The organism is Bradyrhizobium sp. CCGUVB14, assembly GCF_024199935.1.
Lineage (GTDB): Bacteria > Pseudomonadota > Alphaproteobacteria > Rhizobiales > Xanthobacteraceae > Bradyrhizobium.
The window spans coordinates 7,254,491-7,277,890 of the sequence record NZ_JANADS010000001.1; the positions used below are offsets into that span (position 1 = coordinate 7,254,491).

Below are 23,400 nucleotides of genomic sequence, written 5' to 3' on the forward strand. Positions count from 1 at the left end.
CTGACCGAGAGACCGATTGAGCCATGTCCTCGCCCTCCATCTCGACCGCACACAAAGTTCGCGTTCTCGTGGTTGGCCTCGGCACCATGGGAACCAGCCATGCCCGCGCCTACAGATCGATCGAGGGATTTGAGCTCGTCGGCCTTTGCACCTCTCGCGCAGCCGAACGTAACGATCTCGAGGCCGAGTTTCCCTCCCTCCCGCGCTTCGAAAGCTTCGACGAGGCGCTCGCCAGCCTGCGTCCGGATGCCGTCGCGATCTGCACCTACACGGAGCATCATGCGGCCATGGCGTTGCAGGCTATCGCCGCGGGGGCGCATGTTTTCTGCGAAAAGCCGCTCGCCGACACGCTGGAGGCCGCGCGACGGGTCGTCAGCGCGGCACGTACGGCCGGAAAGGCGCTGCTGATCGGCTATATCCTGCGCGTGCATCCCGCATGGTCGCAGTTCGTCGAGATCGGCCGGACGCTCGGAAAGCCGCTCGTGATGCGTATGAACCTCAACCAGCAGTCCGCGGGCTCTTTCTGGGAGGTTCATAAGAATCTCATGCGGTCGACTTCTCCGATCGTCGATTGCGGCGTCCATTACGTCGACATCATGTGCCAGGTGACGCGAGCGCGTCCCGTTGCGGTCCATGCGGTCGGGGCGCGGCTGACGAACGAGATCGCGCCGACCATGTACAATTACGGGCATCTTCACATCGTGTTCGACGATGGATCCGTCGGATGGTACGAGGTCGGCTGGGGTCCGATGATAAGCGAGACCGCCCATTTCGTGAAGGATTTGATCGGCCCGAACGGCAGCGTGTCGATGGTCGCGAAAGAGAGCAGCGAAGCCGCCGCGCATTCGGCGGACCATGACACGCATACGCGGACCAACGCCCTTCGCATCCATCACGCGGCGCGCGGCGCCGAAGGCCATTTTGCAAAGCCGGACGAGTTGATCTCGACAGCTGACGAACCCGGCCATCAGGAGTTATGCGAGCGCGAGCAGCGGCTGTTTCTGGGTGCTGTCCGTGGCGAGATTGACCTGTCCGAGCATCACGAGGACGCGATCAACTCACTCCGTATCGTCTTTGCCGCCGATGAAAGCGTTCGGAGCGGGGAAGTCGTCCGTCTGTAGCTCCGCACATCGATCGAATTCGTCGCGCCGCCTGCCCGGAACAAACGGAAGACGCGGTGCGCGCGGGGTGCTCCGACAACAACCTCAAAGCGAGAATTCATCGCCATAAAATGACCGTTTGAAAAATCAGATTCTCAAACGGTTCTTCTGGGCAAGTTATTGATATGGTGGGCGCACCAGGGCTCGAACCTGGGACCCGCTGATTAAGAGTCTGGTCTTTAGCGAACGAAATCAGATGCTTAGCTGTAAAATGGCTAGGAATCGAGCCTAACGAAATCAATCGGTTACAAGCAAACTGTAAATCGATAGCCGGCAGTTGCGAGACCTACGCCGCTTGCGTCCCGAACGTAAATAGCGACCGAAAAGATCAACAAAAACAATGATGTTTGCTCGTGATTGACCACCTTTATCGCCGTTTGTTCACAGGGTTTCGGTGGTCAATCGGTGGTCAGCCTGCGACCCTCATTCCACTGACGAAAAGCCAAAGGCCCGCTGAACCTACGATATCTCATCCAATCCTTTGGGGGAGTGCAGATTTACCCTCACAAAGAGGCTCACGTAACCGCGCAGATAGTAACGGCCTCAAGTTCGGCCAGCACTCAAGTCCGTGATCCGCTCACGGGCAGTGCCTTGTACGAAGATGTGATGCACTTTGAAGCGTTCGGCCTCCACCGCTTCGGTAAGGTCGGCGCAAACGCGGCGCTGGAGTGGATCGCCGAACGAAGCCGCCGGCCTCGCGGTCGAAGCCCAGCGGTTCTCCATACAACGGCAGTACGTGCTTGATTCCGCAACCATGTCGGTGGGAGGAAAGACAACTTCGATCGTACTGCAATGGTGCATACCTGAGGACAAAGCCAGCTTCACACTCTCCGCACCAATAGCCCGGGATGGAGACGCTACCCGCAAGTTCGTCCGGCTCTAGATTCCATATGACCGAGGCGCCTATCTGGACAAGAAGCACCGCGATGCGATTTCTGCCGCGTCGAGCGGCGGGCCCGCAGCAATCCTACTCACGAACAATCATCCCAGTGGAGAAATCTTCACTTACAATGTCAGCCAGGCCGACGCGGCCTGGAACGTACCGGTGCTTCTGGTCGCGCCAAAGGACCAGCCTCTGCTCGAAGAAGCCGAACGAACCGACACCCCGTCACCGTCACAGTGAAGGGGCGTTATGAAAGGAATGTTGCGGGTCAGAATGCGATCGGACGGCTCGATCGCGGCAAGGATAAGACCATTATCGTGTCTACTCCGGTAACGAGCTGGTTCACCAGCACTTGCGAGCGAGCGCCCGGCAATGTCGCGTTTCTCGCAACTGTAAGTCTCGCGGCCGACTCATTCCCCGATGCCAACTTCATCCTCGTCGCTACCGCAGGTCATGAGATCGGGCACGGCGGCATGGAGCTCTTCCTTCGCGACAGGGCGCGCTCCTGATCCTAAGATCTATTGGTTGCACTACGGCGCATCTTTGGCCTGCTATCAGCGCTCGCGCGACGGCAATCAGTGGAAAGTCTCGCCCGAAGTGGACACCCAGTTGCGATTTTTCGGCGTCAGCGAGTCGCTAGCGGCGACGGCGCAGAACCACTTGAAGCACGTGCAGGCCACTTGGCTCGTTGGAGATCGTGCGGCAGGAGAGTTGCGAGACATCAAGGGCGCAGGCTATCCGAACTTCCTCGGCATGTTCGGCCTGCACCCGCTGTTTCATACCGCTCTGTACAATGCCGAAATGACCGGGCCAGCCGTTTTGGAGCCGGTCATGCGGGGTTTCGCGGTAACGCTGCAGGACATCATCGCCAAGCAAGACAAACTGAAGCGTTGACCGCGGCCAAGCGAAATCACGCACATCACTCGTCACTTCGATCGGATTAGGGTCCCGGAAACGTTCCAGCGGCCGTTTTTGAATTCGGCCATATAACCATCGCGCAAAGGCCGGTAGTCGGTTGCGGTCGTGTTGAGTGAAATACCCGGAAGCAAGAGCGGAAGTTTCACGTCATGCATGGTCGCGGCCGTATGCATGATGTTCTCGCGGGTAAGATCGTCCCCAGCCCGTTGAAGAAGGTCGATCGTGACCTGGCCAAGCGAATACGCATAGACATTGAAGGTGTCATACGGATTGGCGCCCGGGACATATTTGTTCATGAATTTCTTGTATTCGCTGACGGCAGCGTCGTCGGCTTCACCGGCAACAGGGAACTTGAACGCCATAATGGTCATAATGCCATCAGCGGCATCGAGCCCCGCGGGCTTGAGAACAGCATCGGGGTTGGCGCAACTTGAAGCGATGAAGCGGATGGGCTGCCAATTGATTTCGTGCAGCTTTCGCAACGCCTGCGAACAAGCCTTGGGAGTTACCCCGTAAATCATGAGTGCGTCCGCACCCGTCGCGCGCAATGTAAGAATTTGGGAGTCAACCGTCGGGTCCAGCACCTCGAATGACGCGGCGCCCGCGATAACATCGTCGGCTGCTGTGCCGAGCGACTCTCTTGTTGCCTTCAGATATTCCTTTCCAGCATCATCATTCTGGTAAAGGATGGCGATCCGCGCGGCGGGCTTTTTCGACCTCAGGTAATCGAGGTAGATCTTGGCCTCATCTCCGTACGGCGGTTGCCAAGGTAAGGCCATCGTCCACGGGAAATGCTCCGGGTCGTTCCATTTCGACGCCGAACTGACGACGAAGAGGGTCGGCACCTTCTTGATCGTCAAATACTTCTGCGTAGCGGAGATATTCGCGGTAGCGGTATTGGCGAGCATGAAGGACACGTCATCGCTTTCGACGAGCCTGCGGGTCTGCTCGACTGCCTTCGCCGGCGAATAGGCGTCATCGAGGCTGATGAACTTGATCTTCCGACCGTTCACGCCGCCGCTTTCATTGACCATCGCGAAGTAGCCATCGAGAGCCTTGCCGATGGCGCCAACGGCTGACGCGGGGCCGCTATAGGGCACAGTGTTGCCGATGCGGATTTCTGTAGCCGATGTCCCAGGGCCGTATTTGGCCTGCCCCCACGCGGATGAAAACAGCGCAGTGCTGGCCAAGACGCCGGCGATCAAGCCGATCTTCTTCAAAGTGTGTCCTCCCCCGAGCATTTGGTGCGTTGCGGTCAAATCGAAAAGCCCGATCCCGTAGCCGCTCGGTATGGGCTCGCTCGATTGGCATTCCGGAGATGGTCAAAGCCGGCTGGGGCTGGCAAACGAGTTTTTTGAAGGGCGCGTTGAGTGAAACTCAAGTCACTCGCGACAACGTCCATGCAGTAGACTTGCGACCGGCAAACAGGCGCGTTGACTGCGCCTATTCACGATTCCAATATCAAGCGTCTCGGCTCATGCAGCGACGCCACTCGAAGGATCGTTCGAAATGACCATTGTCGTGTCCGTCAAATATGTTCTCAAGCCCGGAAAACGGGATGAGCTTCTGTCCTTTGTGATGGCCAACGTCGAGAACACAAGAAAGGAGAACGGTAATCTGGCCTATTCCCATTATCCTTCGTTGGAAAACCCAGACGAGATGTTCGTCTTCGAGAAGTGGGAGACGCTGAAGGATCTGGAAAACCACATCAACATGCCGCACTACGTGGCATTTGATGACAGGAGGAAACCTCTTTTGGAATCCTATGAAGCCGAGGTCTATGAGGCGACGTTGTGCAGCACAACGAACAGGGCTCCAAGGGCCAGTTGATTTTGGCGAGTCTGAGGGCCTCCGATGCACCACCTCGGAACGATGACGCGCAACGAAGGCGATTCCATAAACGGAAGCGCAGCGTTCGACGGCCCGGGATTGGCCTTGATGACGAGACCGAGGCGCTCTTTCTGGGTGGGAATGCAGCCCGCGTCTTTAGGCTTGATTAGTTCGATCCGGTGGTCCTGGCGACCCGGTCAGCCTCCCTTAGAGACCGGGTAGCGGCTGCCGATCGGCCGCTTGCAGGCCGGGAAGGCTCTTGATCCAGGGATAGCCGCGCCTGCCCATGTCATAGCCGCGCTCGAACAGCGCCCTCATGTACGTCAAGTTGAACGGCTCGTTCGATTGCGCACGGAAATCGACTGGAATACTCGCGAGGTTAAACTCGATGCCGTTCATCCTCGTGATGCTGTAGATCCGATAGAGATCGCCGATGCTCTGGTTCTTGATTAAAGTCGAAAGCGAGCGCTGGCTGATCGCGAGGACGTTGTCTTTGACCTGCTCCCATTGTGGCTGGATGCGGCCGTTCCTGATCACGTACAGCCGAGCTCCGAGGGTGAGTTTTTCCGAGTTGCCCACGACGAGGCGCAGAATCGACGGGGGAATGAAGACCTGCCTCGTTACCCCTCCGTCGACGTGAAGCTCGTCATATTGCTTTCCGCCGATGCGCACCTTCATCCGGACGGGAGCAAATACGCCGGGCAACGTTGCGGAAGCGAGCAGAACCTTGCGAAACAGGTCGAGCGCCTCCGGACTGTCGCCTGCCGCGATGCGTCCCATGTCCCACAGGACGGGCCTTTGCGCGTCGAGATTGGTTGTGCCGATCAGCAGCACTCTTCCCTTAGCCCTTTCGCGCGCCACCTCGCGAAGGAATTCGGCATCGACATATTTCTCGATCAAGTGGACGAGCGGCGAATTGTCAACCAATCCCGAACCTTCAAGCAAACTCGGCACGTTGAACGTAAAGATATCTTTTCTTCCGTAGTTCGTGAAAATGTCCCGCAACTCGCGGTCGCGCTCCCGACCAAGGAAGACGAAGGGAGCGATCAGTGCTCCGGAGCTCACGCCGGTCACCAGCTGAAAAGTTGGCCGATCCCCGGCATCGCCCCAACCAGCCAGCAGTCCTGCGCCAAACGCTCCATCCTCGGCTCCACCTGAAATCGCAAGGAAGTTTGGCGGCCGGTCGACTTTATGGAATCCCAGGGTTTTGGAAGCCCCATCTGAGAGTTGGGCTGTCGCAGCATCCGCAGGTGTCTCGTCGCCCCAGTACCGGATGTCATGAAAGCCATCAGGGTCAATATTGGCCGCCGCCTCCGGCAGAGCGTTTCGCGGCGTCAGGGTCGCGCAGCCGGCTGTCAGCAATGTCGCGGACAGCAGCAAAAGCAGAATCGCACCACCGGCTGCGCGGCGCGCACAGGCGAAAACCAGGAGGACCGCTAATCGCAGGAGCATGCCGACCGTTGACCAAACTCGCACATTTGTAGCTTGCGCTAAATCGATGACTTCGCTCTACCGTGCAAAACGCCGAGATCAATTATGATAGACTATATAATCTAATTATACGTAAATGCATAACTTCTGCATCCAGCAACTCACCGTCCCGCGGTGATAGGGGCAGCATTCGAGCATCATCTAGAAAGCGATACGAAATTGGAGGCTCGACAAAGGAGCACTAGCTCGGATCCAATATTTATAGATTGAACAATCTATTTTTGTTGACGCATACAGGTGCTCAGACTAAAGGAGATGTCGGCGCGTCGCTGGTCCGGATCTTCTTTGAGGAAAGCCAGCCCCGAAACCTCACGGGCAGGCGGCGCGCCACCTTGACTGGTTGCGGCAGTCATCCCCCGTCGGCATCTTTTCTGGCGCTCCCTTGTCGGCCGAACCGCATTCACACACGCGCACCGGCTGCTCCTCGTTGCTGACACTTATTTGCGTGGTTTCGCCCTTTCCTTCAGCAAGCATCGGCGCGGAGAAGGCGCGCCGGTAATTTAGATTGATTGATCTATTATTTATTGACGTCGAAAATCACATCTGCTAGATACTAGATCGAATGATCTATTAATTGCTTGCCGCCTACGCCGAACACATCCAAAAAGGAAAGAGAAATGAAAGCACATCTTAGGCTCGCAGCAGCGGTGGCTGTCCGGCTTCTTGTCGCGACGCCAGCGCTTGCCCAGGGACAGCCGTACCTCCCGGTGCAGAAGGCGGTCGGCTTGCTCGCGGATGGAGCTCCCTGGTCGGCCGATGCGCCCAATGGCAGAAGCTTCAAACTCACCCTGAACAAGGACGGCAGCGGAAGCGTTCAAGCGACTCTGTTTACGCAGTCCGTCACCTGGTCAATCAAGGGCGATGCAATGTGCCTTTCCGGCACCATGATATCGAAGTGCCTTCGGTTTCGCGAAATTCCTGGAGGGCTACAGGCTTGGGAAGGAGATAAACCTGACCTGAAGATCACCCGCTAGGAGCTGCGCGCGGACCCGCTCGATTTGGCCGCAGCAAGCCCCTCACCTCCTGCTCCACGCCGCGTCGGCCGACGATCGTCACGATCCTCGCCTCGCTGATGTTCATCGGGAATACCCACCGTGCCAAAGACCAAAGAAATGGCTTTTCTCATCGGCGGCGACATGGCCGTCAATCGCATCGGCTTCGGTGCCATGCGCCTTTCGGCCAACGGATTTCGTGGGCCGGCTCGCGACCCTGAGGTCGGCCGCGCCGTTTTGCGGCACGCCGTCGAACTCGGCATAGACCTGATCGATACGGCTGCCTTTTATCGGAGCAGCGACGGGACGGTGCGCGCCAATGCTCTGATCCGACAGGCGCTCTATCCCTATCCCTCCAACCTGGTGATCGCGACCAAGGTAGGACACATCTTCAACGCGGATGGGAGCCATCGTGTTGCCTCCGGCGCCGAGATGCGAAAGCTGGTCGAGGAAAATCTTCGGGATCTCGGACGGGATCGGCTGGACCTGGTTTATCTGCGCATAGGCGAGATGGCGCCGCCCCACGGCGAGTCGCTCGCGGAACGCTTTGCGGCCCTCGCCCGATTGCGCGAGGAGGGTCTGATCCGCCATCTCGGTCTCAGCAATATCGACACGGACCATCTCACTGAGGCGCGCACGATCGCACCCGTCGCCGCCGTCCAGAACCACTTTCACGTCGGACAGCGCAGAGACGAGGCCCTGTTGAAGGCCTGCCAAGCCGAAAAGATCGCCTTCAGCCCCTTCTTCCCTCTTGGCGGAGGAATGACCCCAATCGACGACGGACGGCTGACACGGATTGCGAGGCGGCACGCAGCAACAGTCCACCAGATCGCTCTGGCATGGCTGCTGGCACTGTCGCCGGTGATGATCGCAATTCCCGGCACAGGGTCCATCCCTCATCTCGAAGAGAACACGGCGGCGGGCCGGATCGTCCTCACAGAGGAAGATCTCTCCGAACTCAGCTGAATTGATGCGCCGTTGGAGACACGGTCATCGTTGTGGAGACCCATTATGCGCCTGAGCAAAGCTGCTTACTTCGCCGACTTCGTAGTTTTTCCACCGGTGATCGCAATGCTGCTGACGGCGGCATTTCAGTCCCCGATGTGCTCGAAGAAAGCGACAGTCTGCGTGGTGAGCGGCCTCGTGCTTTGGACCCTGATCGAGTATGTCGCGCACCGGTTCATTCTGCATGGACTTCCGTATCTGGCTGACCTGCATGAGGCGCACCACGACGATCCGACCGGGTTCGTCGGGACACCGACTTGGTTGAGCCTCGCGCTGATCGGTGGCGGCACGCTGCTTCCGCTATGGTGGAAGACAGGGCTCGGACCGGCCAGCGCGTTCACCGCCGGCATCGCGGCCGGCTACCTCTGGTACGTTGGTGTGCATCACGTCGTGCATCACTGGCGGGTCGCGTCTGACACTTACCTTCACCGGCTCAATCGCCGGCATGCTCTTCACCATCACGCCCCGCTACCGTGCAACTTCGGCGTCACCACCGGTGTCTGGGACTGGATGTTCGGGACGGGATTTGCTGCTCGGGATCGTGCCTGTCGTTCGAACTATTTCTGATGCCTGCACATGTTGCGCGCCGATTACCTCTGTCATGACACCCTCTTCCAACAAAGGAATGAACGTGGAGAACGAAACGAGGGAGACCTGCCGCCTATCGCCGGGGGTGGTGCGTCCAGTGGTCGATCCGGCGCGCTGCGAGGGCAAGGCTGCCTGTGTCAACGTATGCCCGGTTAACGTCTTCGAGATCGTACGCATTCCAGCAGAGACATACGACCGCCTGCCGCTCTTCGCGAAATTCAAAGTCTGGGCGCATGGCATGAAGACAGCCGCGACGCCCAACGTCGACGCCTGCGAGGCCTGTGGACTGTGCGTTTCTGCCTGCCCCGAGCGGGCGATTAGGCTCCAGCGCGAAGACACTTGAAGCCCTTCTGAGGAACAGGCCGGCAATCCGCCTCGTCACCATTCCTACGCGGCACAGCTAGAATCGCTGAAAACCGCGGCTTAGCGCACGAGCTGACCTGCTCGACCTAATTAATAGATTATATAGTCTATTATTTATTGACGACAGCGGTTCCGCCCACTAGATATTCGATTGACCGATCTATTAATCGCAGAGAACAACGACCGCGGGACGATGTTCAGAACCGAGGAGACTGACGAATATGACATGGCGCATCTTTTTGGAGATGATTTCGCTGCTCGCCGTGTCGACGCCGTACATGATCCTTTTGTGGCATGTTTGGCGAGTAGGGCCGCAATAACGGCGATTACGAGCGGCGACCTCTCAATCGTGCTCGGATGCATGCGAATGCCGTCCAGTCGGCGTCACCGCTGTCAGCCCATCCAATTCGACCTGAAATCCAAGACAAAGCAGACTTAGACAGTGACCCGACAGGCCCTCATCTTTCTCGGCGTGGCGATAGCGACTGCGCTTGCAGGGCTCGCATGGTGGTATCACCGCGCGCCCGCAGCGACGTCCTGGCAAGGCTACGCCGAGGCGGACTACGTGAAAGTTGGACCGACCCAGCAAGGACTGCTCACGGCAGTGAACGTCACCCGCGGCGCCTGGGTCGAGATCGGCGCCCCGCTGTTCGCTCAGGATGGGACCGCCGACCGGGCTGCGCGTGACCAGGCGGCGCGCCAGTTCCAGCAAGCCAGGGACCAACTGGCCAATCTCCAGGCGGCCGGCAAACCTACGGAGATCCAGCAGGCCGAAGCCAATCTCGTCGACTCCCGGGCTACCGTCGAGCGTACCAAGGTCGACCTTGATCGCGCCGAGGCTCTGATCAAAGACAGCGCGGTCACCGTCCAGACCCTGGACCAGCGGCGCGCCGATTACAGATCGGCGACCGCGCGGGTCGCCGCGATGGAAGCCGCTTTAGCTCAAATACGCGCCCCGATGGGCCGCAAAGGCGAAATCACAGCACAACATTCCGCCGTTGAAGCGGCGCAGGCGGCCGTTGAAATGGCGGATTGGCGGCTGTCGCAGCGGTGCGTGACCTCGCCTGTGGCAGCCCGCGTCGCCGACGTCCTGGCGCGTCCCGGCGAGACGATGGCTGCCGGAGCGCCCGTCGTGTCCCTCCTTCCACCGGGAAATATCTTCGTGCGCTTCTTCGTGCCCGAACCGGAGCTCTCTCGCATCCATCTCGGCGACGTCGTCACTGTGAGATGCGACCGATGCGATGCCGACATCGCGGCGACCATCTCGTTCATTGCTCCTCAACCCGAATATACCCCTCCCGTGATCTTCAGCGAGGAGAGCCGGGCAAAGCTCGTCTACCTGATCGAAGCTCGACCACCGCCGGCACAGGCGGCCCTGTTCAATCCAGGCCAACCCGTCACCGTGCGACCGCCGCCGGAGGGCAAGTCATGACGGAGCTCGTCATCGACGTCCGCGATCTGCACAAGACTTTCGGCGAACGGCACGTTGTTAAAAGCCTGAGCCTGCAGGTATCTCGAGGCGAGATCTGCGGTTTCCTTGGGGCCAACGGCAGCGGCAAGACGACCACCATCCGCATGCTGTGCGGCCTGCTGGAGCCCGACAGCGGCGAAGGCACCTGCTTGGAACACGACATCCGCCGAGAGGCGGCGAAGATCCGCCGACAGACCGGCTACATGACCCAGAAGTTTAGCTATTACGAGGACCTCACGACCAGAGAAAATCTCGAGCTGGTCGCTGGCGTCTACGAAATGGGCGATCAGCAGACGGCCGTTCGCGACATCATGGAGAGAATGAACCTCGGTCGTTATGAAAAACAACTTGCCGGGCATCTGTCGGGCGGCTGGAAGCAAAGGCTTGCCCTCGCCGCCTGCGTCCTGCATCGGCCAAAGTTGCTACTGCTGGATGAGCCGACCGCTGGCGTCGACGCGAAAGCCCGTCGCGAGTTCTGGGATCTGATCCACGACATGGCCAGCGAAGGCCTCACCGTGCTGGTCTCGACCCACTACATGGACGAAGCGGAACGGTGCAACCGGATCGTTTATCTGGCGGATGGCCATATCGTGGTCCAGGGCACCGCGGACGAAGTCGTCAGCAGCGCGGGCCTCGTCGTCTACGAAGCCGTTGGCGATCGCGTCGACGAAGTGTCACGCCGCATACGTCGTGCGCCTGGCGTCGAGGCTGCCGCCGTGTTCGGGCATGCCTTGCGGATCGCTGGAGCGGATCGCGCAGCTCTGCAGCGCGCCATCAGCTCCTTCCCGGAATTTTCTTGGCACGAGACCGAGCCACGTCTGGAAGACGTCTTCATTCATCAGCTCGCCGCAAAAGAGACGCCCCTATGACCGGCATCTCGCTCAAGCGACTCTATGCGCTTTTGCGCAAGGAATGGATCCAGGTTCGGCGGGACCCGATGACGCTGCGGCTCATCATCGCCCTGCCCGTCATGCAGCTGTTCTTGTTCGGATATGCAATCAACACCAATCCGCACAATCTGCCCACCGGGCTGCTGGTAAGTGAACCGACGAAATACGAGCGTACAATCGTCACGTCGCTGCAGAATACCGGCTATTACGACATCAAACTGTACTCGTCCGAAGCCGACGCAGAACGGGCGCTCATCACCGGAGAGGCGCTGTTCGTCATCAACATTCCTCCCAATTTCGACCGGTCCGTCGATCGCGGGGAGCAGCCATCGATCCTGATCGATGCCGACGCGACCGATCCTTCAGCGATCGGTAATGCAACGGCCGCCCTAGGAGCGATCTCAAACGTACTCACCCGTGATCTGCCGGCCAATCAGCAATCGCAGCCAACACCCGCGCCATTCCAATTCGTCGTACATGCTCGCTACAACCCGGAGCAGTTGACCGTCCTCAACGTCGTCCCGGGCTTGATATGCGTGGTTCTGACGATGTCGACCTTGCTGATGACGACGTTATCGATCACCCGCGAGCGCGAACGCGGCACGATGGAAAACCTGATAGCAATGCCCGTGCAGCCGATCGAAATCATGCTTGCCAAGGTCGTCCCTTTCATTGGGATTGGCTATCTCCAAACAATAACCATCCTCCTCGTCTCCGCAGTCGTGTTTCACCTGCCAATTCGAGGATCGATTCCCTTGCTGCTGCTGGCGCTCGGCCTGTTCATTGCGGGAAACCTCGCGCTCGGTCTGACCTTCTCGACTGTCTCATCCAATCAAATGCAGGCCCAACAGCTCGCGCAATTTAGTTTGCTACCGTCGCTGATCCTTTCGGGCTTCATCTTTCCGTTCCGGGGCATGCCCATCTGGGCGCAATGGCTGGGCGAGTTGCTCCCCACCACGCACGCGATTCGTATCGTGCGTTCGCTGCTGTTGAAGGGCAACGGGGCGGCGGCGATTGCGCCCGAGCTCTGGCCTATCGCGGCATTCACGCTCGTCGTGATGGGGGTGGCTGTCTGGTTCTATCGTGAGACGCTTGACTGATGAAAGCGCTGAAGACTGGAAGGACCTGCGATAAAGCACCGTGGCAGTGGGGAGCCTGATGGGCAAAGTCGTCATAAGCTCGACTAAGAATGGGACCAAGACCATAGCCGTCTTCGGCGCCGGTACGGGGCTTGGCGCCTCGCTCGCTACGCGGTTCGGCCGCGAAGGCTATCGGATAGCGCTGGTCGCGCGCCAACCTGCGCCACTTGAAGAGAGAGTTTCCGAGCTCGCTCACGCCGGCATCGAAGCCATGGCGTTCCCCGGCGATCTCACCGATCTCGAAAGCATACCCGCGCTTGTCCGGACCATTGAGCAGCGGCTCGGGTCGATTGACGTTGCCGTCTATCAACCGGTCGGTGAGCTCGGATTTGTACCGGCCGTGGATCTCAATGCGGCGAAGCTAAAAGCTTTGACCACCATCTTCGCTTTTTCGCCGATCGAAGTTTCGCACGCAGTTCTGCCTGGCATGCTGGCACGAGGCGATGGCGCCATCATCATCGTCGGCGGGCTTCCGGCCGTGATCCGGATGCAGGGAGGGCTGAGCGGCGTTGGCCCGATGATGACCACCGCTAGTAACTACATATTCTCGCTCAATACCGAGGTAGCGTCGAAGGGCGTCTTTGCGGGCATACTGAATGTCGGCGCGGTCATTGAGCACTCCGCTGGCCTTCGCGCATTGAGAGCTGGCGGCGTTCTCGTCAATGAAGGGTATCAACTTATCGATCCCGACGACATCGCCCAGAGACTTTGGACGCTGGTCACCAAGCGCAACCAAGTCGAAGCGATCATCGCGCCGCGCCCCCGGAAGTGACGAACGGATCTGAAGACAGCTTCGTCCACCCGAAATCTGCAGCGTTTGGCACTACATCTGTCACAGCAAAATGAGAGTAAGATGAAAAGAGTACAGTACGATCGCTATGGCGGTCCGGAAGAGATGTATATCGGCGAGTTCAAGTTGCCGGATCTTGGGCCCAACGAGGTGCGCGTAGCCGTCCGCGCCGCGGCCATAAATCCATTTGATTGGAAGCTTCGCCGCGGCGCGATGAAGCTGTTCATGAACAGGTCTTTTCCGAAAGGGATGGGCACGGATTTCGCCGGGATCGTCGAGGCCGCCGGGCAAAGCGTTGCTGATGTTCATGTCGGAGATGAAGTTTTCGGCACGGTCGATTTCAAGAAATCAGGTGCCTTTGCGGAAACGGTCGTCCTGGAGTCCAATTTCGTGGCGAAGAAACCACCTCAACTGACCTTTGGCGAGGCTGCCTGCCTCCCCATCCCGGCCATGACGGCTTGGGCGGCAATCGTACAGCGGGCTCGAGTAAAAGCTGGTTCGAGCATATTCGTGAACGGTTGCTTGGGCGCGGTCGGCTCCTCTGCAGTACAATTGGCAATCGCCCATGGCGCGCGCGTTGCCGGTACGAGCAGCCCCACGTCGATGAGGAGCGCAGATGCAATGGGCGTCCGCCCGGTATTCGCCTACTCGGACAACAATGCCTATGTGAAGGGCGAAAAGTTTGATGCTGTGTTCGACACGCTTGGAACACTCAGCGTCGGCGATGGGATTTCCATGCTCAAGCCGGATGGTGTATTCGTCGACATCAACCCAACCCCCAGCAGGCTGGCTCGCGGACTGCTGTCACGTCGCTACAAGCTTGCATTCGCCACTATGGGGATCAAGCACCTTTCAGCGATCGCCGAGCTCGCTAATAAGGGCTCGCTAAGGCTTAAGGTCGGCATCGAGGCTCCCTTCGACGACGCGCTCGGCACGCTCACAAAGACGGAAGTCGGATCAAGAGCATCGGGCAAAGTCGTGTTCACTATGAGCCCATAGGGCCGCCAAGCCGCCCGCACGAAGCTGGCTCAGCCACTGGACGAGTCCAGACGACCTGAAAGAGGTGAATGACCAAGCTGACGCCACAAGCGAACCAATTTTCAGTTCTCCGGTTCTCTTAAGGCGTCAGCTAGGCCCCGATGAAATTTGCGGCAGCGAGGTCGTCCCTCTCAGCGCAACGTGGGTTTTCGGCTTACCGCGAGCAGACCACGCAAGTCAAAGCGGAAGCCGAGCTTGCGGATTTCCGTCTGCTGTGCGTCGAACCCGGCCGCCTCTAGTGCCGCTGTTAGGTCGTTGGCGTCAACCAGGTTATGGGTGCTTGGTCCGGCGAACCTCCATCTACTCATCGTTACTCGATCGGTCGCGTATATGACCAGTCGCCCGCCCGGTCGAAGAACGCGGTGAACCTCGCGAAGTTCTGTGCATGCGCTGAAGAAATAGACGACGTTTACCGCCAGCACCCCATCGATCGAGCCCGACTCGAACGGCAAGCTTTCAAACTTTCCGAGCGCAAGCTTGACCCTTCCGGATTCTATAGCCGATCGATTTCGTTTCGCGGCTTGGCTAAGCATCGCAGACGATGCATCTAGCCCGAGCACAAGGCCATTCGTAGCGGCTGCCGCCATTTGCGCCAAAGCCATGCCCGGACCGCATCCGATTTCAAGCACGGTTTCCTCGGGCGCGATTTCCAATGCGGCAACGGATACATCGTTGGGGTCGCGATTGACGAACTCCATCACCTTGCCAGCCAAACGACCTCGCCAGCCACTGGGCGATCTCAGTTGTTGGCCGATTGCTTCCCACATGCTCATAGGGTCTGGATCGGTCGTAAAAGTCGATTGTGTTACGGCTTGAGCTTTTTCTCTATCCGATCGAGCAACGTCTCCATCACCATCGGGAAATATTGATCCCAGACCGGACGTTCCGGGTGCTTTAGCAGAGCCATTCCGACCTTAAGCATCTCTTCCGCCCGCTTGTAATCATGTTGTTCGTAGAGAAAGTCTGCGTAGAAATAATGCGCATCCCGGCCATTCGGCGCATTCTTGATCGCTTCTTCGAGATAGCGTCGTGCCTTTTCCTTGTCTCCCCAGGCAAGGGGAAAGCCCGGGACGCGGTAGTAGAGAACGCCGAGACTCGTCGGCGCCCCTGCATCGAGCGCCTTTGGATCGATCTTGTAGGCTTCGAGGAGGAGGTCTCTGGCTCGCCCGGCAAAATTGAGGGCGGTGAAACCGGAGCTAAGGGACGCCTGTTCACTGACAACGATGCCGTCCCAAATAAGCGGCTCAGGCCTTCCAGGGTAACGTTTCACGAGCGCATCAGTCTTTGGGGCAAGCACCGCCATTTTGGAACTACGATCGCTGTCATCGTCGCTCAGATATTTGATCTTTGCCCATTCCTCAGCAACGCTGATAATATCGGCATCGAGAGCGCGGTTGTCCGAGGCTCGGACATACTTGGACATTGTCGCAACTGCGATAACGCCCGCCACCATTGCGAATGCACGCAGTGCCTGTCGCATGGACATTCCTTTCATCAGTGTGAGAAAATTCGAAGGCAACTAGGCGCGCGTCAACTGTCTGATAATCGACCTGTCGACAAGGCGCGGAGCCATTCGCTGCACCAACTCGAAGAACCGTTCCGGCCCCGCCGGATACACACAATCGGCGTCGCGCTCGACCGCATCCCACACTCTGGTCGCAACAGCGCCGGGACTGTCAAAGCTCATATTGAACCGAGCACGGATCGGCCCAAGAGCATCTGCAGCCGGCGTCTGGGTCGCTCTCAACACAGCATGCGTGACACCGATCCCGGTGGGCGCCAGTTCGCGGCGTAGGGATTGCGAGAATGCCCGAAGACCGCCTTTGGTCGCAGAATAAGCGGCAAAAAGTGGATAGGGAATTTCTCCCAGAACAGAGCCTATGTTGACGATGCGTCCCGGCCGATATCGCTCGAGCAGCGGCACCGCATCCCTCGCCATTGCCATCGGAGCGAACAAATTTGTATTGATGGTCGCCTTCAGCTCTTCATCAGTTGCGGCGGCAAGCGGTCCAGCGGGCACTAAACCTGCGTTGTTCACCAGGACCATAAGGGTACCCCATCGTCCGGATATCGCATCGAGTGCGGACAGGCGATCGCGTGCCTCTGTGACGTCGCCAGGAAGGGCAAGGTGAGGACCGCCAGCCAGTTTTGCGAGCGTCGCCTCGAGTGCTTCGGCGCGGCGTCCCATCAGCGCAACGTGCATGCGACGACGCGCGCCTTCTATGGCAAGCGCCTCGCCAATGCCAGACCCTGCACCTGTGATGAGGACGCTTCCGCCTTCAAGCTGCATCGGCTTTTCCGGTCGCCGTGAGGGCCAATTCCTCGAAGATTGCGCCGTAGACGCCGTACATTACGCGCGCGGCGTCAATGACGATGTCCTGCGTCGCCCCGTCTTCGATGCTGTTGACCAGGCTCTTGAAAAACTCAACATGGCCGACGTCCAGCCCGCCATGAGATTTCAGGTACGAGAACCCTCCGCCACCATCCAAGCCCAGGGACCGCTGCACGGCAGTTGCAAGCCGATCGGCAAGCTTCACGGACAGTCCTTCCAGCACATGCACCATTCCGAGCAGCGAATAGGGACTGATCCACTGGATGGCGTAGTAGGCATAACCGACCATTACCTGGCACGCTCTTCCCGGCTTGCCATTCGCCACCACTTCGGGATCGCCTCCCAATGCACGAATATCTTCGAGGATCCACTTCTCGTGACCGCGCTCCTCGTTCAGGTACTCAATAAGAGCGTCCTGGAACTCCTCATCATCTGTCTGCGCGGCAGCAAATCCCATCAAGCGGGCAGTGTGTTTGACGTGATGATATGCTTGAGCAAGGAATGAGAGATAGAGTTCGCGTGATCCGCCGCTCTCAAGCGCATTCCTGACGAGAGGGATGGAAAGGAAACGCCCTAGTTCCTCTGCCGTTTCCGAACTAAGCCGCTCGTAGGTCGTCATGCGATTGTCCTCTCCGGTTTGGGACGCTTCGTGCAGGATTTTCTGCGCTTCAGATCTCCGAACTCTGCCGTTGGATGTGAACAGGCCGCGCTCCGTAGCTTGCTCGCGCGAGATGACGACGGCCTCAGCAGGTAGGGCATATTCAGGGGCAGCGTCACAGAGTTCGACAAGAAGGTCGTCGAGCTCCGCGGGAGTAGCGGACTGGAACCACCCTTCGCCATGCTTCGAAGGAACGAGGAGCGCGAGCAAACGGGTGGGATGTCTCGCTGCACCATCAAGCTGGCAGACCGCCGCTGCGCCAACACGCGGATCATCCATCAGCATCGTTTCAATCCACTCAGGGCTCACATTCCGGCCTGAGGGGGTCACGATCAGATTGTCGCGGCGGCCGAACACTCTCAAAAAGCCGTCTGCGTCGATAATCCCCATGTCGCCCGTGGACCACCGGCTTGGCCGATCGCTTCGGCCCAGGTAGCCATCCATGACCGAGGGACCAGCGACGATGATCTCCCCTTCTTCGACGACGACCTCGAGACCCGGCAAGGGTCGGCCCACCGTCCCTTCACGCCCAGCGCCAGGGCGGTTCATGGCGACGACCGAAGAACATTCGGAAAGCCCATAACCCTCGCAGACCGGAATGTTCAGCCGGGATGCGGCCGAAGCGAGCGCCGCCGGCAGCGGCGCGCCTCCGACGGCGATGAAGCGCAGACTAGTCGGGGCTTGCTTATGCTGCGCCACCAACTGCGAGACGTACAGCGCCAGAAGCTGAGGGACGAATACGCTCGCGGTAGGCTGCACTCGCTCGATTGCCCCCGCAATGTTCGCCATCGCGCCGGTGGCAACGCCGCGCGCTATCTCATCATCGTAGAACGCCGATCCGCCGACCAGCACCGGGACAATGACTCCGCAGATCAATTCGAGAAGCATGGGCAAAGGAAGCACGGACAGATAACGGTCGTCTGCATTGGCCGAGACGAGGCCTGACAGGCTCTTTGCTGACCAGATTGCCTGGTTGCTCTCGAGGCGAACGCCTTTTGGAGCTCCCGTACTGCCGGAAGTATAAATAATCAGGCCCGCACTTCGCGGCGGAGCCTTACCCAAAGAGTTCGCCCCTCCCGTCGGCAACCTCAATGGGGATGGGAGCTCCACCTCGCCATCGGCCCTCGTAACTATGGTGCGGGCGATCGACGCGTCTTTGACGACGTGCTCCAGTTGCGCTTTGCTGAAAAAAGTGGGGATCGGGACGATCGTCTTTCCGGATATGCACGCAGCGAGGAAAGCAACCACCCAGTCCACGCTGTTGTCGCCGAATATTCCAATCGTCTCTGAACTCGTCCCGAGATCGTTCGACGTTGCACCGACCCGGGCAGCCAGACCGGACCAGCTCAAGGATTGTTTACCGTCAGCTATAGCCGTGACGTTGCACCTCAGTTCGGCATTGTGCCGCAGTGCTTGATAGAGATCATCCATCAGCACGCACCCGTCATCTGGGACGGCTCGGTTTGCATCAGGAAAGCCGACATCTGACCGCGCTCGACCGCAAACACTTTCGGAGCGGTCTGGTAGTACGTTCCCCACTCTTGCGGCATCGGAACACGGCTTGGGTCCGCATTGGCCAATTCGATCAGGGGAAGTCGCATTCTCCGAAGGAACTTCTGCAACTGCCCAGTCGCCGTGAAGAACGCCCAGTTAAAGCCGAGCTCTCCGCCGTATGCGATCAGACTTCGTAGAAATCGAGGATAATCCGCCGGGCTACTGCTGACGAGAGATGAAACCTCCACCACCTCTTCCCGCAGCACCAATCGGCCCGCAAGCGCGCCGAGGGCTCGTTCGACCGGCTCATCGAGGTACAATTCAGAGAAGAAGCGCTCCGATTGGTCCCGCAATCCAGCGGCACAGCGAATCGCGTGGTCGTCGACCAGCAACACCAGCGTCCTCGGGAGAGCTCCCAGGCGAGCGCCGTACACGTCGAGGTATTTCGCTCGAACGAAGTGCGCAGCCGCAGGCCACAATGGATCTCCAGCCGACACAACCACGATTTCCTGCCCACCGGGCCTACCAGCAGCATGTGTGAGCTTCATAGATCGAACCCTCCAGTAGAAGGATTCTAAACTAGATCGATCATTCAGTCTATTTCATGGCAAATAGATTGTTTGCTCTAATTTTAGGCGCTGAAATGGGGGTTGCTGGAGCAATTAGTCCAGTTTATAGAAGCCCTTATGCGGAAAGTTGACCCGATCAAACACGAAAAGAAGCGTCAGGAAATCCTGGCAGCCGCCAAGCGCTGTTTCCTCCGGAGCGGCCTGAGTGGCGCGTCCACGGCTCAGATATGCGCCGAAGCGGGGATCAGTCCTGGTCACCTCTACCATTATTTCGAAAGCAAGGACGCGATCGTCGCTGCAATGGCCGACGCCCGGCTAGAGGGAGCCTCCGAGCGGTTCAAGCAGGATGCCTACGAGGCCGGTTCGGTCATACCTGCCCTGCTGTCCGAAATCGAGGAGCCCGGAAATGCAGCGCAAGCAGCGCTCTTCTTCGAAATGCTCGCAGAGAGCAGACGCAATCCCGAAATGGCCAAAATATTGCACGGCCGTAGCCGGAGCATGCGCAACCTTATCGCCGAAGTGATCCGCCATGGACAAGCCCAAGGGGAGATCCGGTCTGAGTTGGACCCCGAGACTGCGGCCATGGCCGTCTTCGGTCTTATGGATGCAACAAAGGCGGTGTCGCTGCACGATCCGAAACAGGATCTCAAAAAGGTGGTTGCGCTGTTTAAGCTAATGATCGAACATCTCTTCTCTGCCCCAGCGAAGGACAAGAGAGCGAATCCTTCTCGCGCAAAGAAGACCGCGCAACGATCGCGATCCGCCTGACCAACAGGCTCGGTCAGGCTGCGGCGTCCCTCTTGCCCGCGCATTGGTGTGAATACCAGCCGCAGCCAATCGCCCCAGCTTCTACTCAGGATTTTACCGACCGCAGTGAGGGTCGACACGCCGGCACGCTCTTCGCTGCTGCGCTGCGGCCATCGTCGCCTGACAAATCCGGATTGGCGGCATCTGGAGCCCGGAGAAAGCGCGAGATGGCGATCTTCAGCATCTCAATGCTCTTCGCGGGGTCCAAATCGGGATCGCGGATCATCATCGCTTTGGCGCCGTCGACAAAACTGACGAGGACCGACGTCGCCACATCCGGATCAAGATTGACATCGATCTGGCCGCACTCCTGGCCTTTACGCAAGAGATTCGCCAATAACGTCCGCATCCCACGGTGACTTTCGCGCAATATCCCGCCAATTGCCGGGTTGCGAGCCGATTCAGCGAGCAAATCCAGCATCAAAGCATTCGCTGAAGGCTCCCGAGCGCCGATTCCAGACTCAATCACTTCCAGGAAGGAGGTGACCACGTCCGTCCCCCGCGTCATTGTGCCAAGGTGCTCGGCAGCTTGCGCCAGGCGGGACTCAACCATGGCACTGACAATGGCCTCCTTGCTCGAAAAGTAGTGATAGAGGTGGCCGGGACTGATTTTGGCCTCTGCGCATATGTTGGACGTACTCGCGCCCCTGAAGCCGTCACGCATAAAGCACCGTGATGCGGCTTGCAGGATCTGCTGCCGCTTTTCTTCATGTTTAACCGGATCGAGTTTTCTCATTGCTACGCCACTTTATTAGAGCATTTCATCTATCATAAGCACCGCCATGATGCGAACATATTTTTAGTAGACTAATCGATCTATCTTTTCAACATTTCTGGATGAGAGTAGATGGTCGTTTCGGATGCTGACGCGACTTGGCGAAGCGCCCGAAGATGCCGCCTGTCTCGTAGCAATCCCGTCTCAGCAAGCAGGGTCTTGGCAAGGGCGTATGGGGCCATCTTGCTCCTAATTTCCACCAATTTGCCCTCTCTTGCGGCAGACAGCGATATCCGCACCAAGTATGAAGTCACCCTCGCCGGCCTTACCATCGCGCACGCCGAGGTTATCTTCGCTGTGCGAGGCAAAGACTACTCCGTCCGGACAAACTACCGGACTTCCGGCGCTGCAAGGCTGATGGGTTCCGCAACTGGAGAGGCCGTATCGAGCGGCACCTACAAAAATGGCATTCTCGCGCCTTCAAAATTCGATCTCGACCATCGGGGCAGCCAGCGGGTTCAAAAGGTTGCATTGGTCATGTCTGGAGGCACTGTCGATAAGTTAATCGTCGATCCTCCCCTGGATCAGGGGACGCAGCGAGCTCCGATCGAGCCGGAGCATCTGAAGAACATCATCGATCCGCTCAGCGGATTGCTGGTATCGGGAGTCAAGGCCGATGGAAAGAGCGATATCGGAGCCTGCGATCGTACGGTGCCAGTCTTCGATGGCGTGCGGCGTTTCGACATTACACTGAAAAGAAAAGAGACGCCGGCCGCAACTCACGGTCCGTTCACGGGCCCACTGACCGCATGTGAGCTGCGAATAACACCCATTGCAGGCGAAATGCGGAGTGGGAGCGGTCCACAGGCGGGAATGCCCGCCAGATCGCTCAGCGAGACCGAATTGACATTCGGGTTCGTCGACGCACAAAAGTTCTACATCCCAGTATCTCTTTCGGCAAAGCTGGGGTTCGCGACGCTCCAGGCGCGTCTCACGCAGTACTCACACTCCGCTCCTAGATAGAAGCACATGATATCGAACAGGAGGAGCTATTGAGCTCCATCGCAAACGGCCCGCGTTTGGGTCAATCGGCAGCTGCATTGGGCGCCGACGAGAGCACGCGCGAATTGCCGAATGAGGTTTCGCTGGATCAGAGCCGCCCGATGCAGCCCCCCGCGACGTGGCCGATCTCGGACCATTTTGACGGGCAACGCTTCCATAACCCCACTCTTCCAAGAGGATTCGCTCCCACGATATCAAGCGCGCTGGGCATGATCTTCGAGAGGAGGAGCCGCTGGCCGGCCGTCGTAAAGAACGCGGGAGTGCCCCGACTACGGGCCTTGTGCGGCATCAATGATGTTGCCATCACCTTCGTGAACCATGCCACGTTCTTGATCCAGTATCGGGGCTTGAACATTCTGACCGATCCGATTTGGTCCTTACGTGCAAGCCCGATCCGATGGCTCGGTCCAAAACGAGTCAGAGAGCCCGGCGTTCCTATCGATGAACTGCCGCGCATCGACGTCATCCTGATCAGCCACAATCACTACGATCACCTGGACCTGGATACGCTACGGCTTCTTGACCAGAAGTTCTCGCCGATCGTGCTGGTGGCGGCGGGCGACCGAGAACTGGTTCGCTCGATTGGGTTTACCTGCGTTTACGAGTTTGACTGGTGGGAGAGTTTTGAGGTTAAGCCCGGCTGCAAGGTAACTTTCGCGCCGACACAACATTTTTCGGCGCGCGGGCTCCGGGACCGCCAAAAAAGCCTTTGGGGCAGCTATTTGATTCAGGAGACTGATCGAAAAGTCTACTTCGGCGGCGATAGCGGATACTCGACCCACTTCTCCGAAATCAGACGAAGGCTTGGATCGCCCGACATCGCGTTGCTCGGGATCGGCTCGTATGAACCGCGCTGGTTCATGCGCCCGATGCATATGAATCCTGCCGAAGCTGTCCAGGCACATCAGGATCTCGGCGCCAAGCAGAGTATCGGAATGCACCACGGGACTTTCCAAATGTCTCACGAGGCGATTGAACGCCCGCTACAGGACCTTGCGGCCGCGGTTGATGCAGCGGGCATAGACCAGACTTCCTTTATTACGCTGCGGGAAGGCGAAACCCGGATTTATCGCGCCAAATGAGGGGCTAAAGCCGATCTCGTCGAATTAGCTCGAGAGAAACAGCTCAATTTTCGCGAAGCGCAAGCATCTTGTGGTCGCATTCGTTAAGACTTGAGCCGCTCATCCAGAATAGCAGGAAGTGCG

Annotated in this window: 23 protein-coding genes; 15 read left to right on the forward strand and 8 right to left on the reverse strand. The window is 58.5% G+C overall.

What is annotated here, in order from left to right; genetic code table 11:
• Window positions 1-23 precede the first annotated feature (23 nt).
• Together NLM32_RS33945 and NLM32_RS33950 are read left to right on the forward strand one after the other, a co-directional pair.
• On the forward strand, window positions 24-1,121 hold the full coding sequence (locus NLM32_RS33945; RefSeq protein ID WP_254133062.1) for a Gfo/Idh/MocA family protein: 1,098 nt from the start codon (window positions 24-26) through the stop codon (window positions 1,119-1,121).
• Window positions 1,122-2,568: 1,447 nt separating this feature from the next.
• Window positions 2,569-2,937 carry a hypothetical protein gene (locus tag NLM32_RS33950; RefSeq protein ID WP_254133063.1) on the forward strand — a complete coding sequence of 123 codons (369 nt, stop codon included), beginning with the start codon at window positions 2,569-2,571 and terminating at the stop codon, window positions 2,935-2,937.
• A 32-nt stretch (window positions 2,938-2,969) separates the two neighbouring features.
• Here NLM32_RS33950 and NLM32_RS33955 read toward each other — a convergent pair whose 3' ends face one another.
• Window positions 2,970-4,181, reverse strand: coding sequence for an ABC transporter substrate-binding protein (locus NLM32_RS33955; RefSeq protein ID WP_254133064.1), 1,212 nt, complete (start codon window positions 4,179-4,181; stop codon window positions 2,970-2,972).
• 289 nt (window positions 4,182-4,470) lie between these two features.
• On the opposite strand from NLM32_RS33955, the gene NLM32_RS33960 reads away from it, so the two are divergent.
• A complete protein-coding gene (locus NLM32_RS33960) occupies window positions 4,471-4,791 on the forward strand; it encodes a putative quinol monooxygenase (protein ID WP_254133065.1) in 321 nt (106 codons plus the stop codon).
• 207 nt (window positions 4,792-4,998) lie between these two features.
• On the opposite strand, the gene NLM32_RS33965 is transcribed toward NLM32_RS33960, so the two are convergent.
• Window positions 4,999-6,243: a patatin-like phospholipase family protein gene (locus NLM32_RS33965; RefSeq protein ID WP_254133066.1), complete on the reverse strand. Its 1,245-nt coding sequence runs from the start codon at window positions 6,241-6,243 to the stop codon at window positions 4,999-5,001.
• Window positions 6,244-6,899: 656 nt separating this feature from the next.
• On the opposite strand from NLM32_RS33965, the gene NLM32_RS33970 reads away from it, so the two are divergent.
• The 9 genes from NLM32_RS33970 (at window position 6,900) to NLM32_RS34010 (ending at window position 14,519) form a co-directional block, all read left to right on the forward strand.
• On the forward strand, window positions 6,900-7,256 hold the full coding sequence (locus NLM32_RS33970) for a hypothetical protein (RefSeq protein WP_254133067.1): 357 nt from the start codon (window positions 6,900-6,902) through the stop codon (window positions 7,254-7,256).
• A 120-nt stretch (window positions 7,257-7,376) separates the two neighbouring features.
• Window positions 7,377-8,240 (forward strand): aldo/keto reductase, encoded by an 864-nt coding sequence (locus NLM32_RS33975; RefSeq protein WP_254133068.1) that lies wholly within the window; start codon window positions 7,377-7,379, stop codon window positions 8,238-8,240.
• 45 nt (window positions 8,241-8,285) lie between these two features.
• Window positions 8,286-8,846: a sterol desaturase family protein gene (locus NLM32_RS33980; protein WP_254133069.1), complete on the forward strand. Its 561-nt coding sequence runs from the start codon at window positions 8,286-8,288 to the stop codon at window positions 8,844-8,846.
• 64 nt (window positions 8,847-8,910) lie between these two features.
• The gene (locus NLM32_RS33985) at window positions 8,911-9,210 is read left to right on the forward strand and encodes a 4Fe-4S binding protein (protein ID WP_254133070.1); all 300 of its coding nucleotides are present in this window, start codon (window positions 8,911-8,913) and stop codon (window positions 9,208-9,210) included.
• A 624-nt stretch (window positions 9,211-9,834) separates the two neighbouring features.
• Window positions 9,835-10,662 carry an HlyD family efflux transporter periplasmic adaptor subunit gene (locus tag NLM32_RS46160; protein ID WP_254133071.1) on the forward strand — a complete coding sequence of 276 codons (828 nt, stop codon included), beginning with the start codon at window positions 9,835-9,837 and terminating at the stop codon, window positions 10,660-10,662.
• Complete coding sequence (locus NLM32_RS33995; protein WP_254133072.1) at window positions 10,659-11,570, forward strand: ABC transporter ATP-binding protein; 912 nt, start codon at window positions 10,659-10,661, stop codon at window positions 11,568-11,570. Before NLM32_RS46160 ends, NLM32_RS33995 begins: the two co-directional genes overlap by 4 nt.
• Window positions 11,567-12,691 (forward strand): ABC transporter permease, encoded by a 1,125-nt coding sequence (locus tag NLM32_RS34000; RefSeq protein ID WP_254133073.1) that lies wholly within the window; start codon window positions 11,567-11,569, stop codon window positions 12,689-12,691. Before NLM32_RS33995 ends, NLM32_RS34000 begins: the two co-directional genes overlap by 4 nt.
• Window positions 12,692-12,749: 58 nt before the next feature.
• Complete coding sequence (locus NLM32_RS34005) at window positions 12,750-13,502, forward strand: SDR family oxidoreductase (protein WP_254133074.1); 753 nt, start codon at window positions 12,750-12,752, stop codon at window positions 13,500-13,502.
• 81 nt (window positions 13,503-13,583) lie between these two features.
• Window positions 13,584-14,519, forward strand: a complete 936-nt coding sequence (locus NLM32_RS34010) for an NAD(P)-dependent alcohol dehydrogenase (protein ID WP_254133075.1) — start codon at window positions 13,584-13,586, stop codon at window positions 14,517-14,519.
• A 170-nt stretch (window positions 14,520-14,689) separates the two neighbouring features.
• On the opposite strand, the gene NLM32_RS34015 is transcribed toward NLM32_RS34010, so the two are convergent.
• From NLM32_RS34015 to NLM32_RS34035, 5 genes are read right to left on the reverse strand one after another with little or no spacing between them, the layout of a single operon-like run.
• The gene (locus NLM32_RS34015; protein ID WP_254133076.1) at window positions 14,690-15,331 is read right to left on the reverse strand and encodes a class I SAM-dependent methyltransferase; all 642 of its coding nucleotides are present in this window, start codon (window positions 15,329-15,331) and stop codon (window positions 14,690-14,692) included.
• Window positions 15,332-15,363: 32 nt separating this feature from the next.
• Window positions 15,364-16,038 carry a tetratricopeptide repeat protein gene (locus NLM32_RS34020; protein ID WP_254133077.1) on the reverse strand — a complete coding sequence of 225 codons (675 nt, stop codon included), beginning with the start codon at window positions 16,036-16,038 and terminating at the stop codon, window positions 15,364-15,366.
• A gap of 39 nt (window positions 16,039-16,077) precedes the next feature.
• Window positions 16,078-16,848 (reverse strand): SDR family oxidoreductase, encoded by a 771-nt coding sequence (locus NLM32_RS34025; protein ID WP_254133078.1) that lies wholly within the window; start codon window positions 16,846-16,848, stop codon window positions 16,078-16,080.
• A complete protein-coding gene (locus NLM32_RS34030) occupies window positions 16,838-18,979 on the reverse strand; it encodes an AMP-binding protein (RefSeq protein WP_254133079.1) in 2,142 nt (713 codons plus the stop codon). The genes NLM32_RS34025 and NLM32_RS34030 overlap by 11 nt, the downstream gene beginning before the upstream one ends.
• Window positions 18,979-19,590, reverse strand: a complete 612-nt coding sequence (locus NLM32_RS34035) for a thermostable hemolysin (RefSeq protein ID WP_254133080.1) — start codon at window positions 19,588-19,590, stop codon at window positions 18,979-18,981. Before NLM32_RS34035 ends, NLM32_RS34030 begins: the two co-directional genes overlap by 1 nt.
• Window positions 19,591-19,728: 138 nt before the next feature.
• On the opposite strand from NLM32_RS34035, the gene NLM32_RS34040 reads away from it, so the two are divergent.
• Window positions 19,729-20,379: a TetR/AcrR family transcriptional regulator gene (locus NLM32_RS34040; protein ID WP_254133081.1), complete on the forward strand. Its 651-nt coding sequence runs from the start codon at window positions 19,729-19,731 to the stop codon at window positions 20,377-20,379.
• Window positions 20,380-20,464: 85 nt separating this feature from the next.
• On the opposite strand, the gene NLM32_RS34045 is transcribed toward NLM32_RS34040, so the two are convergent.
• Window positions 20,465-21,154: a TetR/AcrR family transcriptional regulator gene (locus NLM32_RS34045; protein WP_254133082.1), complete on the reverse strand. Its 690-nt coding sequence runs from the start codon at window positions 21,152-21,154 to the stop codon at window positions 20,465-20,467.
• A gap of 222 nt (window positions 21,155-21,376) precedes the next feature.
• Here NLM32_RS34045 and NLM32_RS34050 point away from each other — a divergent pair, with 222 nt between their 5' ends.
• The gene (locus NLM32_RS34050) at window positions 21,377-22,156 is read left to right on the forward strand and encodes a DUF3108 domain-containing protein (protein ID WP_254133083.1); all 780 of its coding nucleotides are present in this window, start codon (window positions 21,377-21,379) and stop codon (window positions 22,154-22,156) included.
• Between the two features lie 29 nt (window positions 22,157-22,185).
• Window positions 22,186-23,277, forward strand: coding sequence for an MBL fold metallo-hydrolase (locus NLM32_RS34055; RefSeq protein ID WP_254133084.1), 1,092 nt, complete (start codon window positions 22,186-22,188; stop codon window positions 23,275-23,277).
• The last annotated feature ends 123 nt before the right edge of the window (window positions 23,278-23,400 follow it).

What these genes read in the sequence shown, in the direction of transcription:
- NLM32_RS34015 (WP_254133076.1), bottom strand. Translation starts at nt 15,331, where the DNA reads ATGAGCATGTGGGAAGCAATCGGCCAACAACTGAGATCGCCCAGTGGC.
- NLM32_RS33980 (WP_254133069.1), top strand. Translation starts at nt 8,286, where the DNA reads ATGCGCCTGAGCAAAGCTGCTTACTTCGCCGACTTCGTAGTTTTTCCA.
- NLM32_RS33945 (WP_254133062.1), top strand. Translation starts at nt 24, where the DNA reads ATGTCCTCGCCCTCCATCTCGACCGCACACAAAGTTCGCGTTCTCGTG.
- NLM32_RS34000 (WP_254133073.1), top strand. Translation starts at nt 11,567, where the DNA reads ATGACCGGCATCTCGCTCAAGCGACTCTATGCGCTTTTGCGCAAGGAA.
- NLM32_RS33965 (WP_254133066.1), bottom strand. Translation starts at nt 6,243, where the DNA reads ATGCTCCTGCGATTAGCGGTCCTCCTGGTTTTCGCCTGTGCGCGCCGC.
- NLM32_RS34030 (WP_254133079.1), bottom strand. Translation starts at nt 18,979, where the DNA reads ATGGATGATCTCTATCAAGCACTGCGGCACAATGCCGAACTGAGGTGC.
- NLM32_RS34035 (WP_254133080.1), bottom strand. Translation starts at nt 19,590, where the DNA reads ATGAAGCTCACACATGCTGCTGGTAGGCCCGGTGGGCAGGAAATCGTG.
- NLM32_RS34045 (WP_254133082.1), bottom strand. Translation starts at nt 21,154, where the DNA reads ATGAGAAAACTCGATCCGGTTAAACATGAAGAAAAGCGGCAGCAGATC.
- NLM32_RS33970 (WP_254133067.1), top strand. Translation starts at nt 6,900, where the DNA reads ATGAAAGCACATCTTAGGCTCGCAGCAGCGGTGGCTGTCCGGCTTCTT.
- NLM32_RS33960 (WP_254133065.1), top strand. Translation starts at nt 4,471, where the DNA reads ATGACCATTGTCGTGTCCGTCAAATATGTTCTCAAGCCCGGAAAACGG.
- NLM32_RS33995 (WP_254133072.1), top strand. Translation starts at nt 10,659, where the DNA reads ATGACGGAGCTCGTCATCGACGTCCGCGATCTGCACAAGACTTTCGGC.
- NLM32_RS34010 (WP_254133075.1), top strand. Translation starts at nt 13,584, where the DNA reads ATGAAAAGAGTACAGTACGATCGCTATGGCGGTCCGGAAGAGATGTAT.
- NLM32_RS34005 (WP_254133074.1), top strand. Translation starts at nt 12,750, where the DNA reads ATGGGCAAAGTCGTCATAAGCTCGACTAAGAATGGGACCAAGACCATA.
- NLM32_RS34040 (WP_254133081.1), top strand. Translation starts at nt 19,729, where the DNA reads ATGCGGAAAGTTGACCCGATCAAACACGAAAAGAAGCGTCAGGAAATC.
- NLM32_RS34025 (WP_254133078.1), bottom strand. Translation starts at nt 16,848, where the DNA reads ATGCAGCTTGAAGGCGGAAGCGTCCTCATCACAGGTGCAGGGTCTGGC.
- NLM32_RS34020 (WP_254133077.1), bottom strand. Translation starts at nt 16,038, where the DNA reads ATGCGACAGGCACTGCGTGCATTCGCAATGGTGGCGGGCGTTATCGCA.